This is a genomic window from Actinomadura sp. ATCC 39365 (genome assembly GCF_054392275.1).
Genome location: NZ_CP184335.1, coordinates 3,362,501 through 3,379,588, shown reverse-complemented (window position 1 = coordinate 3,379,588; position 17,088 = coordinate 3,362,501). Strand labels below are relative to the sequence as shown.

Annotated in this window: 11 protein-coding genes, 2 rRNA genes and 1 pseudogene (1 of these 14 running past the window's edge); 1 reads left to right on the top strand and 13 read right to left on the bottom strand. The window is 67.3% G+C overall.

Translation table 11 applies throughout. The features are described 5' to 3' along the window. Positions 1-37: 37 nt before the first annotated feature. The 11 genes and pseudogenes from ACNF49_RS16835 to ACNF49_RS16785 all read right to left on the bottom strand — a co-directional run bounded on the left by ACNF49_RS16835 (position 38) and on the right by ACNF49_RS16785 (position 12,714). Positions 38-804 (bottom strand): annotated as a pseudogene (locus tag ACNF49_RS16835) (TIGR03936 family radical SAM-associated protein). Positions 805-961: 157 nt separating this feature from the next. Further along, a complete protein-coding gene (locus ACNF49_RS16830) occupies positions 962-2,872 on the bottom strand; it encodes a TIGR03960 family B12-binding radical SAM protein (protein WP_357984648.1) in 1,911 nt (636 codons plus the stop codon). Between the two features lie 69 nt (positions 2,873-2,941). Continuing rightward, positions 2,942-4,105, bottom strand: coding sequence for a rod shape-determining protein RodA (rodA, locus tag ACNF49_RS16825; protein WP_357984645.1), 1,164 nt, complete (start codon positions 4,103-4,105; stop codon positions 2,942-2,944). Further along, positions 4,102-6,150, bottom strand: coding sequence for a penicillin-binding protein 2 (mrdA, locus tag ACNF49_RS16820; RefSeq protein WP_482944278.1), 2,049 nt, complete (start codon positions 6,148-6,150; stop codon positions 4,102-4,104). Before mrdA ends, rodA begins: the two co-directional genes overlap by 4 nt. Next, a complete protein-coding gene (gene mreD / locus ACNF49_RS16815; RefSeq protein ID WP_357984639.1) occupies positions 6,147-6,611 on the bottom strand; it encodes a rod shape-determining protein MreD in 465 nt (154 codons plus the stop codon). Before mreD ends, mrdA begins: the two co-directional genes overlap by 4 nt. A gap of 90 nt (positions 6,612-6,701) precedes the next feature. Further along, positions 6,702-7,580 (bottom strand): rod shape-determining protein MreC, encoded by an 879-nt coding sequence (mreC, locus tag ACNF49_RS16810; RefSeq protein WP_357984636.1) that lies wholly within the window; start codon positions 7,578-7,580, stop codon positions 6,702-6,704. Then, positions 7,580-8,611 carry a rod shape-determining protein gene (locus ACNF49_RS16805; RefSeq protein ID WP_357984885.1) on the bottom strand — a complete coding sequence of 344 codons (1,032 nt, stop codon included), beginning with the start codon at positions 8,609-8,611 and terminating at the stop codon, positions 7,580-7,582. Before ACNF49_RS16805 ends, mreC begins: the two co-directional genes overlap by 1 nt. A 273-nt stretch (positions 8,612-8,884) precedes the next feature. Further along, positions 8,885-9,295, bottom strand: a complete 411-nt coding sequence (gene ndk, locus ACNF49_RS16800) for a nucleoside-diphosphate kinase (RefSeq protein WP_352358020.1) — start codon at positions 9,293-9,295, stop codon at positions 8,885-8,887. A gap of 166 nt (positions 9,296-9,461) precedes the next feature. Further along, entirely contained in the window at positions 9,462-11,039 is a 1,578-nt protein-coding gene (locus ACNF49_RS16795; RefSeq protein WP_482944277.1) for a hypothetical protein, read from the bottom strand. An 11-nt stretch (positions 11,040-11,050) separates the two neighbouring features. Continuing rightward, on the bottom strand, positions 11,051-11,392 hold the full coding sequence (locus ACNF49_RS16790; protein WP_357984630.1) for a DUF4233 domain-containing protein: 342 nt from the start codon (positions 11,390-11,392) through the stop codon (positions 11,051-11,053). Further along, positions 11,389-12,714, bottom strand: coding sequence for a bifunctional folylpolyglutamate synthase/dihydrofolate synthase (locus ACNF49_RS16785; RefSeq protein WP_482944276.1), 1,326 nt, complete (start codon positions 12,712-12,714; stop codon positions 11,389-11,391). The genes ACNF49_RS16790 and ACNF49_RS16785 overlap by 4 nt, the downstream gene beginning before the upstream one ends. Positions 12,715-12,869: 155 nt before the next feature. Here ACNF49_RS16785 and ACNF49_RS16780 point away from each other — a divergent pair, with 155 nt between their 5' ends. Beyond that, positions 12,870-13,703 (top strand): dioxygenase family protein, encoded by an 834-nt coding sequence (locus tag ACNF49_RS16780; protein ID WP_482944275.1) that lies wholly within the window; start codon positions 12,870-12,872, stop codon positions 13,701-13,703. A gap of 124 nt (positions 13,704-13,827) precedes the next feature. Here ACNF49_RS16780 and rrf read toward each other — a convergent pair. Both rrf and ACNF49_RS16770 read right to left on the bottom strand, forming a co-directional pair. Further along, positions 13,828-13,944 (bottom strand): 5S ribosomal RNA (rrf, locus tag ACNF49_RS16775). 70 nt (positions 13,945-14,014) lie between these two features. Beyond that, a 23S ribosomal RNA gene (locus tag ACNF49_RS16770) occupies positions 14,015-17,088 on the bottom strand; it runs 36 nt beyond the window's last position.

Here is a 17,088-nt window from a genome sequence, read left to right as displayed (position 1 = left end):
TGTCAGCGGTGGCACCCCGCTCGCGCAGGGCACCTCCTTAGCCGACGACGTGCTCACCCGCCGGTCCCGCCTCGCCGCCGCGCGTGGTGTCGCGGTCAAGGCCGAGCGGGTCGGCAAGCGCACCGGTGCCGGCGTCGAGCGGCCCCTGCGCCAGCCTGGTCACCTCGGGGGGAACCGGCGGCGCGAAGTCGGCCACAAGGCGCAGCCCTGTGAGCACATCATCGGGTCGAACGGCAGGCGTCATGTGCCGAACAACCATGCGCAGTATGACACACGTCTGTCCTGGCACCTGAGCTGCGGTTCTGTCTGTTCCCTCGGACACCACGAGCCCCAGGACGGCCTCCCGCGCGTCGAAGCGCCGGGGGCCCTTCTTGGTGAGGCGCTCGACCTCCACCGTGCCCGCCGCGAGGAACTTCTGCACCGCCGTCTCGGCGAGCTCGCGATCGGCCCCGGGCAGGCGTACCTCCCAGTCGGAGACCTCCAGGCGGTCGGCCAGCCCCCCGGGCCCGCCTGTACGACGTCGAGCACGTCGAGACCGGGCGGCAGTGACGCGTCCAGGCTGGACTTGACCTGCTCGGGGTCGCACAGCGTGGTGACACCGATCTCGAGGTATTCGGCCTCGCTGGCGACGCCGGTCGGCGCTGCGCCCGCGTAGGAGATCTTCGGATGGGGCGAGAAGCCCGCGCTGAAGGCCACCGGAATGCCGGCACGGCGGACCGCCCTCTCGACGGCCCGCGAGATGTCGCGGTGACTGGTGAAGCGCAGACGTCCGCGCTTGGCGTAACGCACACGTAGGCGTTGCACCGTAGGCGCGGGCGGAGGCCCGTCGGGAACAGGTTTCAGAGCTTTGCGTCCTTCCCTTGTAAGAGTTCCTTCTCCCAGGATAAGCCGCCGCAAGGCGTGTACGTGTACGCCGTGACACGGCTCGCCCACTGAGCGCGCCAGACCACTGTGAAGCGCGCTAGACCACTGTGAGAGGAAGGAGCTTGCGCCCTGTCGGGCCTATCTGGATTTCGGTGCCCATGGTCGGGCAGACCCCGCAGTCGTAGCACGGGGTCCAGCGGCAGTCTTCGACCTCGCCGCCGGACACGGCCTCCTGCCAGTCCTGCCAGAGCCATTCGCGGTCGAGCCCGGCGTCGAGGTGGTCCCACGGAAGGACCTCGTTCTCGGCCCGCTCACGTGTGGTGTACCAGTCGACGTCGACGCCCGCCTTCTCGGCGGCCTGCATCCATCTGTCGTAGGAGAAGTGCTCGCTCCACCCGTCGAACCTGCCGCCGGCCTCCCAGACGGCCCTGATCACCGCGCCGACCCTGCGGTCGCCACGCGAGAGCAGGCCCTCCACGATGGACGGTTTGCCGTCGTGGTAGCGGAAGCCGATGGCCCGGCCGTACTGCTTGTCGCCGCGCAGCGAGTCGCGCAGCGCCTTGAGCCGCCGGTCGACGGTCTCGTGGTCGGCCTGCCCGGCCCACTGGAACGGGGTGTGCGGCTTGGGCACGAACCCGCCGATGGAGACGGTGCAGCGGATGTCGCGGCTGCCGGTCGCCTCACGGCCCGCCTGGATGACCTTCTTGGCCAGGTCGGCGATGCCGAGCACGTCTTCGTCCTGCTCGGTGGGCAGGCCGCACATGAAGTAGAGCTTCACCTGCCGCCAGCCCTGCGAGTAGGCGGTGGTGACCGTGCGGATGAGGTCTTCCTCGGTGACCATCTTGTTGATCACCTTGCGCATGCGCTCGGAGCCGCCCTCGGGGGCGAACGTGAGACCCGAGCGCCTGCCGTTCCTGGAGAACTCGTTGGCCAGGTCGATGTTGAACGCGTCGACCCTGGTCGAGGGCAGGGACAGCGAGGTGTTGGTGCCGTCGTAGCGGTCGGCCAGGCCCTTGGCGACCTCACCGATCTCGGAGTGGTCGGCCGAGGACAACGACAGCAGGCCGACCTCGTTGAAGCCGGACTCCTTGATGCCGTTCTCGACCATGGCGCCGATCGTGGTGATCGAACGCTCCCGCACCGGACGGGTGATCATGCCCGCCTGGCAGAAGCGGCAGCCGCGCGTGCAGCCGCGGAAGATCTCCACGCTGAACCGCTCGTGCACCGTCTCGGCCAGCGGCACCAGCGGCTTCTTCGGATAGGGCCACTCGTCGAGGTCCATCACGGTGTGCTTGTGCACCCGCCACGGCACGTCGGACCTGTTGGGCGCGACACGCTTGATGCGCCCGTCGGGGTGGTAGTCGACGTCGTAGAACTTCGGCACGTAGACGCCGCCGGACTCGGCGAGCCGCATCAGCAGCTCGTCGCGCCCGCCGGGACGCCCTTCGGCCTTCCACTCACGGATGACCTCGGAGATGGCGATCGAGATCTGCTCGCCGTCGCCGAGCACGGCCGCGTCGAGGAAGTCGGCGATCGGCTCGGGGTTGAAGGCCGCGTGACCGCCGGCGAGCACGATCGGGTCGTCCTCACCCCGGTCGACCGCGTTGAGCGGGATCCCGGCGAGATCGAGCGCGGTCAGCATGTTGGTGTAGCCCAGCTCCGTCGAGAACGACAGGCCGAGCACGTCGAAGGCGCGCACCGGCCGGTGGGCGTCGACGGTGAACTGCGGCACGCCCTCGGCCCGCATGAGGGCCTCCAGGTCGGGCCAGACCGCGTAGGTGCGCTCGGCCAGGGTGCGGGGCAGCTCGTTGAGGATCTCGTAGAGGATCGCCACGCCCTGGTTGGGCAGCCCGACCTCATAGGCGTCCGGGTACATCAGCGCCCACCGCACGTCGGCGGAGTCCCAGTCCTTGACGGTCGAGTTGAGCTCACCCCCGACGTACTGGATGGGCTTCTGCACCTTGGGCAGCAGCGCTTCCAGGCGGTGGAATATCGACTCGACAGGCATACCGTCCAGGGTAGCGGCGCGCGGACGGTGACAAATCCGGCCCACCGGCGGACGGCCCCCGCAACGCGCTCAGTCGAACGACTGCCGCCGCACTCTGATGGCCAGGAGCAGCCCTACCGCCATGAGGTTCGCGAACGTGGCGGTGCCGCCGTAGGACACGAAAGGCAGCGGCAGACCGGTGATCGGCATGATCCCGATCGTCATCCCGACATTGATGAACGTCTGGAACGCGAACCAGCACACGATCATGCCCGCGACCAGCGTGCCGAACCGGTCGTCGCAGTGCCTGGCGACCTTCAGCCCGCGCAGCAGCACCACGCCGAGCAGCAGCACCACGGTGACCGACCCGATGAACCCGAACTCCTCCCCCGCCACCGTGAAGATGAAGTCGGTGTGCTGCTCGGGCACGAACCGGCCGGTCGTCTGCCCGCCGCCGAAGAGCCCCTTGCCCAGCAGTTGCCCGGAGCCGATCGCGATCAGCGACTGCGTGCTGTTGTAGCCCACCCCGCGCGGATCCACCTTCGGATCGACGAACGCGGTGAACCGCGCCACCTGGTACGGCTCCAGCAGGTTGAACCAGAACACGCAGAACACCCCGGCCGCCGCCACGAGCACCAGCCCCACGATCCACCGCTTGCGCACGCCCCCGATCACCAGCCCCGCGGCCGTGATCACGGCGAGCACGAGCGCCGTGCCGAGGTCGGGCTGCAGCATCACCAGCCCCATCGTGATGCCCGCCGCGATCAGGGCCAGCGTGATGTCCAGGCCGCGCGGCCGGTCGCTGCCCTCGGCGGGCTGGGCCAGCAGCATCGCGATGATCAGCAGCAGCCCGACCTTGGCGAACTCCGACGGCTGCACCGCGAACCCGCCGCCGAGCAGGATCCACGAGTGCGACCCGTTGATCGTCGCGCCCAGCGGTGTGATCACCAGCGCCAGCCCCACCAGCGACACCAGGAACACCAGCGGCGCGTACGCCCGCATCGCCCGGTGGTCGACCATCGCCACCACGGCGCACAGGGTCACGCCGATGACCTCGTTGAGCAGGTGCTTCTTGACCAGCCCGGTGGCGCCGGGCGCCCACGTGCGGGTCGAGGACCACACCAGCAGGGTGCCGATCAGGCACAGCCCGGCCACCGCGACCAGCATCAGCCCGTCCATGCGCCGAACCACCGAGTGCTCGCCGATGGCCCGCTGGATGAGCGAGGGCCGCCGCGCGGCCGCGGCACGGTTCATTGGTGGATCACCGTCCCGTCGGGCGCGAACTTCGGCAGCTTGGTCGGAAGTCTTCCGCCGGGCACGGCGGCCGGCTGCCCCTTGAAGCCGTAGATGCCCTCGTAGATCTCACGTGCGGCCGGCGCCGCGGTCGAGGCGCCCATGCCGCCCTGCGACACCATGACGACCACCACGAACTGCGGATGGTTGGTGGGCGCGAACGACGCGAACCACGAGGTGTCCTTCTTGCCCCACACCTCCGCGGTACCGGTCTTGCCGCCGATGCGCACCTTGTCCATCGGGAAGCCGGTGAACGCCCCCGCCGCGGTGCCATCGGAGGGCACCTGGCTCAGCGCGTTCTTGATGTAGGCGCGTTCCTTGTCGCTGATCGGCAGCTTGCCGACCACCGGCACGTCGATGGTCTTGACCACCTTGCCGTCAGGCCTCACCTGCGCCCACCCGATGCGCGGGCTGCGGACCTTGCCGTCGCTCACCAGCGCCATGTACGCCCGCGCGAGCTGCATCGGCGTCACCAGGACGTCGCCCTGCCCGATCGCGAAGTTGGCCGAGTCACCGGGCCGCAGCAAGAAGCCCTCGGTGCAGTTCTCCAGGGCCAGGCGTTTGAGGAAGTCGGCCCGCGCCCGGTCCTTCTCCTCCGGATATCCCTTGCGCGACCGCTCGCAGCTCGTGGCGCTGGTCCGGTTCCACAGGTCCTTCTTCCAGGCCCGGTCGGGGATGCGCCCGGAGGACTCGCCCGGCAGGTCGACCCCGGTCGGGCGGCCGAAGCCGAAGGCCCTGGCCGTGTTGGCGAACACCTCCTTCGTGCGCTTCTTCGGGTTGCGCCCGCCGTCCTTCAGGTACTGCTCGTACGCCGCCCGGTAGAAGATGGTGTCGCACGACTTGACCAGCGCCGTGTGCAGGTTCATCTGCCCGAGGCCGATGCCCCGGAAGTTGCTGAAGGACCGGTCGCCCACCATGTACGCCCCGGGGCAGTCGTACGTGCCGTTGATCGGATACCCGGCCCGCAACATCGACGACACAGACGACACCTTGAACGTCGAACCGGGCGCGAACTGTCCGTTGATCGCCCGCGACACCAGCGGCTTACCCGACTTGTCCGACAACAGCCACTGGTACCCCTTGGCCGAGATGCCACCGGCCCAGATCTCCGGGTCGTACCCCGGCGCGCTGGCCACCGACACCACCCGCCCGGAACGCGCGTCGAGCACCACCGCGGCGCCGCCGTCGGCCCCGGGCGCGTTCTTCATCGCGTGGGCGAGCGCCTTCTCCGTCACCGCCTGCACCCGCGCGTCGATGCTGGTCACCAGGTGGTCGCCGGCGACCGGCGGCACCTGCTCCTCGACCCCGAGTGCCTTGCCCATCCGGTCGACCTGCACCCTGCGCAGCCCCGACTTGCCGCGCAGCGCGTCGTCGTAGACGTACTCGATGCCGTCGCGCCCCGCCAGGTCGACACCGGAGAAGCTGGCCTTGAGCCCCTCGCGCTTCTCCAGCTCCGCCTCGGTCACCGGCTGCAGGTAACCCAGCATCTGCGCCCCGGCCCGCCCGCCCGGGTACTGCCGGACGGAGTGGATCTCCGCGGTCACCCCCGGGAACTCCTCCTGCCGCTCCAGGATCTGCAACGCCTCGCGCGTGTCCACCTTCTCGTCCAGCGGAACCGGCTGGTACGGCGACCCCGTCCAGCACGGCCTGCCCACCCCCGGCCCGCAGGGCGTGATGCGCTGCCGCAGGTCCTTGACCGGCCGGTCGAGCACCGAGGAGAGCCTGCGCAGCACGCTCATCCCCCCGCCCGGCATCCGGTTCAGCTTCGTCCGGTCCACGGACACGACCAGCGCCGTGCGGTTGCGCACCAGCGGACGCCCCGACGAGTCGAGAATCTGCCCCCGCACCGCGGGCACGATCACCGTGCGCGTCCTGGTCTCCATCGCCCTGGTCACGAACTCCTGGCCGCGCACGACCTGTACCTGCCACAGCCGTACGGCCAGCACGACGAGCAGCAGCACCACCAGGACGTGCAACACCAGCAACCTGGTACGCATGCGGATCATGTCGAGAACCTCGGCTGTCTCCCCCGGGTGGCCAGCCAGATCACCACCGGCGCCACGATGAGCGTGTAGAGGACGGTGACGGGCACCTGCTGGGTCAGCGTCGCCAGCGACACCCGCGGATCGGACAGCAGCCCGGCCACACCCACGGCCACCAGCGGCGCGATCAGCACGCACAGCACGACGGTCGTCGCCGGCCCGCCCGCGCCCCGCCCCGCCACATAACCGACCAGGGCCAGCACGAACGCGTACTGGCCCATCAGATGCGCCGTCGGCGGCACCAGGTCCACCAGCAGCCCCGAGAAGAACCCGGCCATCGCCCCCGCCACCGGCCCGCGGTCGAGCGCCACGCCCACCACCGCCAGCAGCACCAGGTCAGGCGCGCCGCCCGCCGGCAACGGCAGCCGGTTGACCAGCATGACCTGTGCCAGCAACGCCAGCACCACGACCATCGCCCCGATCACCGCGCCTCCGTCCCCGCCGAAAGCAGCACGCTTCTCATCCCCCGATCACCACACCAGCAGCGGCCTCGCCGGAGGCCGTGCCGTCGCCGATCACCGCGCCCCCTCCTTGACCGGCAGCACCGCGTCACGCGGATCCCGCTTGGGCCCTTCGACCACCACACCGACCACGTCGAGCGCCGTCAGGTCGGCGAACGGCCTGGCGTAGGCGATCCGGGTCAGCTCCCCCGGCGTCGACTCCACGCGTTCGATCACCCCGATCGGCACCCCCGGCACGTACGGCCGCCCGTTCTTGGAGCCGAAGCTGACGATGCGCCCGCCCCGCTCCATCGGCGCCGTCGAGTCGAGCAGCCGGAACTGCACGAGCCGCCCGTTCTCGCCCACCCCGTGCACCACGCCGATCTCCTGGCCGCCCTCCAGCCGCCCCCCGGCGGCCGAGGCGGGGTCGCTGAGCAGCAACACCGTGGAGGTGGCGGACGAGGCGTGGATGACCCGGCCGACCAGCCCGTCACCGTTGAGCACCGTCATGTCGGGACGCACCCCGTCACCGGTGCCCACGTCGATCTGCACGCTGTCCTCGAACCCCGGCTGCCCGCGCCTGGCCACCACGTTGGCCGTGACCACCTTGTAGCCGCCGGTGCCGGAGAGGCCGAGCAGCTTCTTCAGCTCCGCCGAGCGGGTGGCGTCGAGCGTGCTGGTGGAGAGCCCGGCCCGTAGCCTGGCGTTCTCCTCCTGCAGCTGCTCGATGTGCCGCTGTGCGCTGGGCGCGCTGGCCAGGGCGTGCAGGAAGCCGCCGACGGGCCGCACCACGCCCCCACCGAACCGCTCGGCCGCGCCGAACACCCAGGACCCCGCCGAGCGCAGCGGACGCAGCGGTGAGCTGTCGCCCGCACGATGGTCGATGGTCAGGACGACCAGCGCCGCCATCAGCAGCACTCCCAGGATCAGCCGGGCCCGGCGCGAATCTCTCATCAGTGCCGCGACTCCGGAACCAGCACCTGCTGCAGGGCCTCGAACTCCTCAGCGCACTTGCCCGAGCCGATGGCCACCGAGTCGAGGGCGTTCTCCACCAGGTGGACGGGCATGCCGGTCTCGGCCTTGACCCGCTCGTCGAGGCCCTTGAGCAGGGCACCGCCGCCGGTCAGGGCGATGCCGCGGTCCATGATGTCGCCCGACAGCTCGGGCGGGCACTTGTCGAGGGTGGTCTTCACCGCGTCGACGATCGCGTTGACCGGCTCCTCGGTGGCCTTGCGGATCTCCTCGCTCGACACGATGATCGTCTTGGGCAGCCCGCTGACCAGGTCGCGTCCCCGCACCTCGGCGTGGGACTCCTCGCCGTTGGGGCAGGCCGACCCGATCGCCATCTTGATCTCCTCGGCGGTGCGCTCGCCGAGCATCAGCGAGTACTCCTTCTTGGCGAACGTGATCACCGCCTGGTCGAGCTCGTCGCCGCCGATCCTGATCGACTGGCTGGTGACCACGCCGCCCATCGAGATGATGGCCACCTCGGTGGTGCCGCCACCGATGTCGACCACCATGTTCCCGGTGGGCTCGTGCACCGGCAGCCCGGCCCCGATGGCGGCGGCCATCGGCTCCTCGACGATGTAGACCTTCCTTGCGCCGGCCTGGTATCCGGCTTCCTTCACCGCGCGCTGTTCGACGCTGGTGATGCCGCTCGGCACGGCGATGATGATGCGCGGCTTGGCGAAATGGCGTCGTCTGTGCACTCGTTGGATGAAGTAGCGCAACATCCGTTCGGTGACGTCGAAGTCGGCGATCACGCCGTCCTTCAGCGGGCGGATGGCGACGATGTTGCCGGGCGTACGACCGATCATTCGCTTTGCCTCGATGCCCACCGCCACGATCTTGCCTGTGGTGGTGTTGATCGCTACGACTGACGGCTCATTGAGCACGATGCCCCGGCCACGCACGTACACCAACGTGTTGGCGGTGCCCAGATCGACCGCCATGTCACGGCCGAGAAACGCGAGCTTGCTGCCCATGGGGAACGGAGCCCTCCGTATCGTCGTTCGCGAATGACTACGGATCGAATTCGAATCGTAACGTGACGTACCCACCAGTGAGCGCAATGAGCCCTCGCGCTCCACAAAAATCTCCAGCCCCTACCTCAACCTGGATTTTGCCCGAATTGCACCCACACGACCGGATCAACTGCGCCGACGCCTGCCAGACTCGGTGAACGCTACAACTCACCGCCGACAAAAAGACGCGCCCGCACGGCGTGAAGCCGGCGGGCGCGCGGGTGAAGCTGACTGCTAGAAGCGGTCGGGGAAGAAGATCTTGATCTCCCTGGCCGCGGACTCGGGCGAGTCGGAGCCGTGGACGACGTTCTCGCCGATCTCCAGGGCGTGGTCGCCGCGGATGGTGCCGGGGGCGGACTTGACCGGGTCGGTGGCGCCGGCCAGCGCGCGGAAGGCCTCGATGGCGCGCGGGCCCTCAAGGACGAGGGCCACGAGCGGCGCCGAGGTGATGAAGTCGACCAGCTCGCCGAAGAACGGCTTCTCGGCGTGCTCGGCGTAGTGCGCCTTGGCGGTGTCGGCGTCGAGGGTGCGCAGGTCCATCGCCACGACCTTGAGGCCCTTGCGCTCCACGCGGGCGATCACGTCACCGATGAGGCCACGCTTCACCCCGTCGGGCTTGATCAGGACAAGAGTGCGCTCGGACACGTGTGGTTCTCCTTTGAACAGATTCGGGTCGCGGCTACGGGCGCCTGGCCTGACCACGAGGGCGCTCCGCGGGACACGGGCCCTCGCGTCGCCATAGCCGTCGCTCAGCTTACCGTCCGCGCCCACACCCTCGGCGCCACAGGCATGACGCGCGCAGGCGAGGACTTCAGGACCGCTCGCCGTCCTCCGGCGATGGCGCCTGTGGCGGCACCGCGGGCGCGGGCTCGGCAGGCTCGTCCTCCTCCGGCGCGGGAGAACCCTCGGGAACGACCGAGCCCCACGTCGTGACCGGCTCCTGCGCCGCGCCTCCGCGCTCGCGACCGGCCCCGACAGCGACCGCGACCTCCGCCGCCTCGCCGCCCGACGACGGCTCCTCCTCCCGGGACGGCCGCCGCCCCATCGCCGCCGCCAGCACGATCACGCCCACCAGGAGGAACCCGCCGATCAACGCCCACCAGTGCAACGCGCCCACGAAGCTGTCGACCAGCTCCTGGCGCGACCCGACCCCCTCCAGCATCCACATCTGCACGCCGGTGCCCAGCAGGTAGCCCGCCAGCACGCCCGCGACGCCCAGCGACAGCCCGAACGCCGCCGCCCCGATCCCGACCTCGCCGAGCGTGGCCGTGACCGCCACGGTGGCCCCCACCGCCAGCAGCGTGAACGGCACCGCCAGCACCAGCCCGTCGGCCGACGGGACGACCAGCCGCACCGAGCACAGGCCGACCACCATCGCCAGCAGCCCGAGCGGCGCCGCGAGCCGCCCCACGCCCTTGGCGAACAGCCGCACGCCCACCCCGGCGACGACCGCGAGCACCGCCGCCACCCCGAACGGCGTCCACAGCCCGCGCAGCCCCGGCCCGCCCAGACCGCCCATCTCCACCAGCGTGACCTGGGCCGTGCTCGGCAGCAGCACCACCCCGACGGCCACCATCGTGTACGCGTGCGTGCGGCCCTCCGTCCGTCCGATCGAGCCGAGCGCCAGCAGCCCGGCGATCGCCACCCCCGCCAGCAGGAGCACCGGGACGACGCCCCACCCCGCGCTCGCCGTGCTGACCGCCACGACCGCGATGCCCGCCGCGGGCACGGCCGCGAGCAGCAGCCGGCTGCGCTCCCTGGCGTCCGGCGCGGGCGCGGGCCGCCGCCCGGCGAACCTCCAGACCACCAGGTACGCCGCCGCCAGCGCCAGCGCGACCCCGGTGGCCATCGGGTAGGGCTGCAGCGTGACCTTCCAGCTCGTCACGTCGACCAACGGCCAGAGCGCGAACGCCTGAGCCTCCAGCAGGCTGACGCACAACACCCCGGCCCACAGGCCGCGCAGCGCGGGCGTACGGTCCCAGACCGCCACCAGCGTGGCCGGCACGATCAGGCCGCCGCCGACGCCGCGCAGCACGCGTACGACCCCGACGACCAGCTCGGAGGCCGCGTATCCGCCCGCCGCGTCGGCCACCGCCACCAGCGCGAGCCCCGCGACCAGCACGTGGGCCACCTTCATCCGCCGCAACGCGACGGCCGCGAGCGGCACCGTCAGCATCAGGGCGGGCAGCGCCAGCCCGTGCGTACGACTCAGTCCGATCTGGTCGAAGTCGCCCGGCAGCAGATCGGCGACCACGGACAGCGTGTTGGGTATCGCGACGATCGCCAGCGGCAACGCCACGAGGACGAGCAGCCCGAGCACCACGTCGAGCAGCCAGGAACGTCTGAGGCCAGCCGGATGCGGCGACCGTTGAATCGGGGGGACGGCCATGTAGGCCGACTTTAGCGGGAAGTCACGCCCTCGACACGGCGAGCTACGATAATCGCGGTGATCCACAGCGCCGCGAAGATCGCGCCGAGGAAGAACATGGTCGGCACGAGGAAGCCCGTGGCGATGGCCAGCACCTGGATGACGCTGCCCATGACGTACCCGAAGGGCCGCTTGAGCAGGCCCGCGGCGACCACGCACAACACCGCGAGCCCGATGCCCACCGTGACGGCGAGCGCGGGGGCCACGCCGCCCACGGTGATCGCCACCGGCGTGATGAGCCCGGCCACGATGGCCTCCATGCCGAGCACGCTCGCGCCGAGCCTGCGCATGCCCGGTGTGACCTCGAAATTCATCTCACACCATCCGCCTTGAGCAGATGCCGGGCATCTCCGGCCGTGACCACTGAACCGGTGATGAACACCCCGGTCCCGCTGAACTCGCCCTCAGCGTCGGCGATGCCGATGCCCCTGTCGATGGCCTCGTCGAGCCGTTCGACGACGTGCACGCGGTCCTCGCCGAACAGCGGCACGGCCAGCGCGGCGAGCTCCTGCGCCGACAACGACCTGGGCGAGGAGTTACGCGTCACCACGATCTCGTCGAGCATCGGCTCCAGCAGTTCCAGCAGGGTCTCGACGTCCTTGTCGCGCATGACCGCGACCACGCCGATCACCTTGGCGAAGTCGAAGGCCTCGTGCAGCGCCTCCAGGCTCGCCTCCAGCCCGCCGGGGTTGTGCGCCGCGTCGATCACCACCGTGGGTGTGTGCCGTACGACCTCCATCCGGCCGGGCGAGGCCGCCTGGGCGAACGCCTGGCGCACCAGGTCGGCGTCGAGCGGATCGTCGCCACCGGTCAGCGCCTCGACGGCGGCCAGCGCGCACACCGCGTTGCTCGCCTGGTAACTGCCGTGGAGCGGCAGGTAGATCTCGTCGTAGACGCCCTTGAGCCCGCGCAGCGTGAGCAACTGCCCGCCCATCGCCAGCTCCCGGCCGAGCACGCCGAACTCCAGCCCCTCGCGCGCCACCACCGCGCCGACCTCGGCCGCGCGGCGCATCAGCACCTCGGCCGCGGCCAGCTCCTGCTGAGCGAGCACGGTCGTGGCGCCCGGCTTGATGATCCCGGCCTTCTCCCCGGCGATGCTCGGGATGTCAGGACCCAGACGATCCATGTGATCGAGGGAGATGGGCATGATGACCGACACCAGGCCGTCTGCGACGTTAGTCGCGTCCCACGACCCGCCCATGCCGGCCTCGATGACCGCGACGTCGACCGGCGTGTCGGCGAACGCCGCGAACGCCATGGCCGTCAGCAGCTCGAAGAACTGGATGCGCCGGTGCCCCTGCGCGTCGGCCAGCTCGACGTAGGGCGCGATCTCCTCGTAGACCTCGGCGAAACGCTCCTCGCTCAGCGGCTCGCCGTCGACCGTGATGCGCTCGCGCACGGTGACCAGGTGCGGGCTGGTGAACCGGCCCACCCTCAGGTTGCGCTCCCGGAGCAGCGCCTCTGTCAGCCGCGCCGTGGTCGTCTTGCCGTTGGTGCCGGCGATGTGTATGACCGGGTACGCCCGCTGAGGCGAGCCGAGCAAATCCATGAGCGCAGCGATCCTGTCGAGCGTCGGCTCGAAATCCCACTCGACGCCCCGCTCCAGGATGGCACGTTCAACCGCACGATAATCCACCCCTCAACCCTACTGACCACGCGTAGCGGTCTGGACGCGGGGCAAACATATCGTGAATCGTATAGAAAATTAGAGGGTACTCACCTCCGCCGCAGGGTGCCACCTTGGAGAACAGCCTGCTCTACCCCCCAGCAGGCGCTTTCAAGGAGGCCATCGTGGAAGGCGAGAACACTCGCGAGGAAAGGCAGCGCGGAATCACCAGGAAAGCGCTGTTCAAGGCGGCTCTCATAGCGACACCGGTCCCGTTCCTGATCGGCGAGGTGCCGGCCCTGGCCCGCACCATGGCTGGGACCGGCCAGCAGCTTGAGCCCACCCCGTTCTGCGACGACGGTGACGATCTCACGATCTCGCAGACCGAGGGCCCCTACTTCAAGCCCAACTCCCCCCAGCGCTCGACCCTCCCCGGCTCGGGAACCCCGCTGACGGTGAGCGGATACGTGTTCGGACTGTCCTGTCAGCCGCTGGCGAACGTCCTGCTCGACTTCTGGCAGGCCGACACCAACGGCAACTACGACAACGTCACGTACAACTTCCGTGGGCACCAGTACACGAACGCCCAGGGGGCCTTCAAGCTCACCACCATCGTGCCCGGCCTCTACCCCGGCCGTACCCGGCACATCCACGTCAAGGCGCAGGCTCCGGGCCGCGGGATCCTCACCACGCAGCTCTACTTCCCGGGTGAGCCGCGCAACAACACCGACACCATCTACGACCCGAGACTGCTCATGAACGTCCGCCCCGTCGGCTCGGGAAAGGAAGCGACGTTCGACTTCGTGCTCAATGTCCAGGGCGTGCCACCCACACAGACGCCTACTCCCACGCCCACGACAAGCCCGTCTCCGGGCGGCGGAACCTGGAAGGTTGGGGTGACCTACCAGGCGGGTGACCAGGTGACCTACGGCGGGTTGACGTACCGGTGCCTGCAGGGGCACACGTCACTGACCGGCTGGGAGCCACCCAACGTCCCGGCCTTGTGGCAGCGCGTCTGACCCACTGGTCCCCGAACGCACAAAAGGGCCACCCCGGCTGCTGGGGGTGGCCCTCGTTCGTGTTGCCATGCCTTTGAACGCGAAGAGGCCCCACACGAACCGTGTGGGGCCTCTTCGAAAGATTGTCCGGCGGTGACCTACTCTCCCACACCCTCCCGAGTGCAGTACCATCGGCGCAGAGAAGCTTAACTTCCGGGTTCGGAATGTAACCGGGTGTTTCCTTCCCGCCATAACCGCCGTAACCCTATGAAACAAACAAACAGAACTGTTTGCTGTCTCAGAATTGCCTAGTGGACGCGAGCAAAAGCTTTGAGGTCAAGTCCTCGGCCTATTAGTACCGGTCAGCTCCACACATTACTGTGCTTCCACCTCCGGCCTATCAACCCGGTCGTCTACCGGGAGCCTTACCCACAAACGTGGTGGGAGACCTCATCTCAAGGCGAGCTTCCCGCTTAGATGCTTTCAGCGGTTATCCCTTCCGAACGTAGCCAACCAGCCGTGCACCTGGCGGTACAACTGGCACACCAGAGGTTCGTCCGTCCCGGTCCTCTCGTACTAGGGACAGCTCCTTTCAAGTCTCCTGCGCGCGCAGCGGATAGGGACCGAACTGTCTCGCGACGTTCTAAACCCAGCTCGCGTACCGCTTTAATGGGCGAACAGCCCAACCCTTGGGACCTACTCCAGCCCCAGGATGCGACGAGCCGACATCGAGGTGCCAAACCATCCCGTCGATATGGACTCTTGGGGAAGATCAGCCTGTTATCCCCGGGGTACCTTTTAGCCGTTGAGCGACACCGCTTCCACACGCCGATGCCGGATCACTAGTCCCAGCTTTCGCTCCTGCTCGACCCGTCAGTCTCACAGTCAAGCTCCCTTGTGCACTTACACTCAACACCTGATTGCCAACCAGGCTGAGGGAACCTTTGGGCGCCTCCGTTACCTTTTAGGAGGCAACCGCCCCAGTTAAACTACCCACCAGACACTGTCCTCGATCCGGATCACGGACCAGAGTTAGACGTTCAAAACGACCAGAGTGGTATTTCACCAATGACTCCACCCGAACTAGCGTCCGAGCTTCCCAGTCTCCCACCTATCCTACACAAGACGCTCCAAACGCCAATGTCAAGCTGTAGTGAAGGTCCCGGGGTCTTTCCGTCCTGCTGCGCGTAACGAGCATCTTTACTCGTAGTGCAATTTCGCCGGGTCTGCGGTTGAGACAGCGGGGAAGTCGTTACGCCATTCGTGCAGGTCGGAACTTACCCGACAAGGAATTTCGCTACCTTAGGATGGTTATAGTTACCACCGCCGTTTACCGGCGCTTAAGTTCTCACCTTCGCTGTGTCACCACAACTAAGCGATCCCCTTAACGTTCCGGCACCGGGCAGGCGTCAGTCCGTATACATCGTCTTACGACTTCGCACGGACCTGTGTTTTTAGTAAACAGTCGCTTCCCCCTGGCCACTGCGACCCCCACCAGCTCCGAGTGCAAGACTCATCACCAGCAGAGGTCCCCCTTCTCCCGAAGTTACGGGGGCAATTTGCCGAGTTCCTTAACCACAGTTCACCCGATCGCCTTAGTATTCTCTACCTGACCACCTGAGTCGGTTTAGGGTACGGGCCGCCACAACACTCGCTAGAGGCTTTTCTCGGCAGCATAGGATCATCCACTTCACCACAATCGGCTCGGCATCACATCTCAGGCTATATGGAACGCGGATTTGCCTACGTTCCGCCCTACATGCTTACCCCAGGACAACCATCGCCTGGGCTGGACTACCTTCCTGCGTCACCCCATCGCTTACCTACTACCCGATCGGATCGAGCGTTCACTCTGACCCCAAGCCCGAAGGCTTTAGGCGAGTTAAGGACTCTTAGCATCACGAGGTTCGATATGGGCGCGTTAAAGCGGGTACGGGAATATCAACCCGTTGTCCATCGACTACGCCTGTCGGCCTCGCCTTAGGTCCCGACTTACCCTGGGCGGATTAGCCTGCCCCAGGAACCCTTGGTCATCCGGCGCGAGGGTTTCTCACCCTCGATTCGCTACTCATGCCTGCATTCTCACTCGCACAGCCTCCACAACTAGATCACTCTGCTGCTTCGCCGGCTGCACGACGCTCCCCTACCCATCAACAGACACAATGTTCTGTCAATGCCACGACTTCGGCGGTGTGCTTGAGCCCCGCTACATTGTCGGCGCAGAATCACTTGACCAGTGAGCTATTACGCACTCTTTCAAGGGTGGCTGCTTCTAAGCCAACCTCCTGGTTGTCTCTGCGACTCCACATCCTTTCCCACTTAGCACACGCTTAGGGGCCTTAGTCGGTGATCTGGGCTGTTTCCCTCTCGACTACGAACCTTATCGCCCGCAGTCTCACTGCCACGCTCTCACTTACCGGCATTCGGAGTTTGGCTGACGTCAGTAACCTTGTCGGGCCCATCGGCCATCCAGTAGCTCTACCTCCGGCAAGAAACACGCGACGCTGCACCTAAATGCATTTCGGGGAGAACCAGCTATCACGGAGTTTGATTGGCCTTTCACCCCTACACACAGGTCATCCCCCAGGTTTTCAACCCTGGTGGGTTCGGTCCTCCACCCAGTCTTACCTGAGCTTCAACCTGCCCATGCGTAGATCACTCCGCTTCGGGTCTACAGCATGCGACTCAAACGCCCTATTCAGACTCGCTTTCGCTACGGCTCCCCCACACGGGTTAACCTCGCCACACACCATAACTCGCAGGCTCATTCTTCAAAAGGCACGCAGTCACATCACACAGAAGACAAGCTCCTGTAAGCTCCTACGGCTTGTAGGCACACGGTTTCAGGTACTATTTCACGACCCCTCACCGGGGCACTTTTCACCTTTCCCTCACGGTACTCGTGCACTATCGGTCATCAGGGAGTATTTAGGCTTACCAGGTGGTCCTGGCAGATTCACACAGGATTTCTCGGGCCCCGTGCTACTTGGGATCCCCTCAAACAGTCGACAAGGTTTCGCCTACCCGGCTCTCACGGTCTACGGCGCCCCTTCCCAGAGGCTTCGACTACCCCACCGATTTATCACTGTTCGAAGAAACGGCAGCTTCTTCAAGAAGGTCCCACGACCCCGGACATGCAACGCCTGCCGGCTATCACACACGCCCGGTTTAGCCTCATCCGCTTTCGCTCACCACTACTCACGGAATCACTGTTGTTTTCTCTTCCTACGGGTACTGAGATGTTTCACTTCCCCGCGTTACCACCAACCGCCCTATACATTCAGGCGGAGGCAACACCACATGACTGGTGCTGGGTTTCCCCATTCGGACATCCCCGGATCAACGTCTGGTTGGCGACTCCCCGAGGCTTAACGCAGCCTCCCACGTCCTTCATCGGCTCCTGATG

Coding starts and splice junctions, on each gene's coding strand:
- mrdA (WP_482944278.1), bottom strand. CDS start 6,150: ATGATCCGCATGCGTACCAGGTTGCTGGTGTTGCACGTCCTGGTGGTG.
- ACNF49_RS16795 (WP_482944277.1), bottom strand. CDS start 11,039: ATGGCCGTCCCCCCGATTCAACGGTCGCCGCATCCGGCTGGCCTCAGA.
- ACNF49_RS16830 (WP_357984648.1), bottom strand. CDS start 2,872: ATGCCTGTCGAGTCGATATTCCACCGCCTGGAAGCGCTGCTGCCCAAG.
- ACNF49_RS16805 (WP_357984885.1), bottom strand. CDS start 8,611: ATGGGCAGCAAGCTCGCGTTTCTCGGCCGTGACATGGCGGTCGATCTG.
- ACNF49_RS16790 (WP_357984630.1), bottom strand. CDS start 11,392: ATGAATTTCGAGGTCACACCGGGCATGCGCAGGCTCGGCGCGAGCGTG.
- rodA (WP_357984645.1), bottom strand. CDS start 4,105: ATGAACCGTGCCGCGGCCGCGCGGCGGCCCTCGCTCATCCAGCGGGCC.
- mreC (WP_357984636.1), bottom strand. CDS start 7,580: ATGAGAGATTCGCGCCGGGCCCGGCTGATCCTGGGAGTGCTGCTGATG.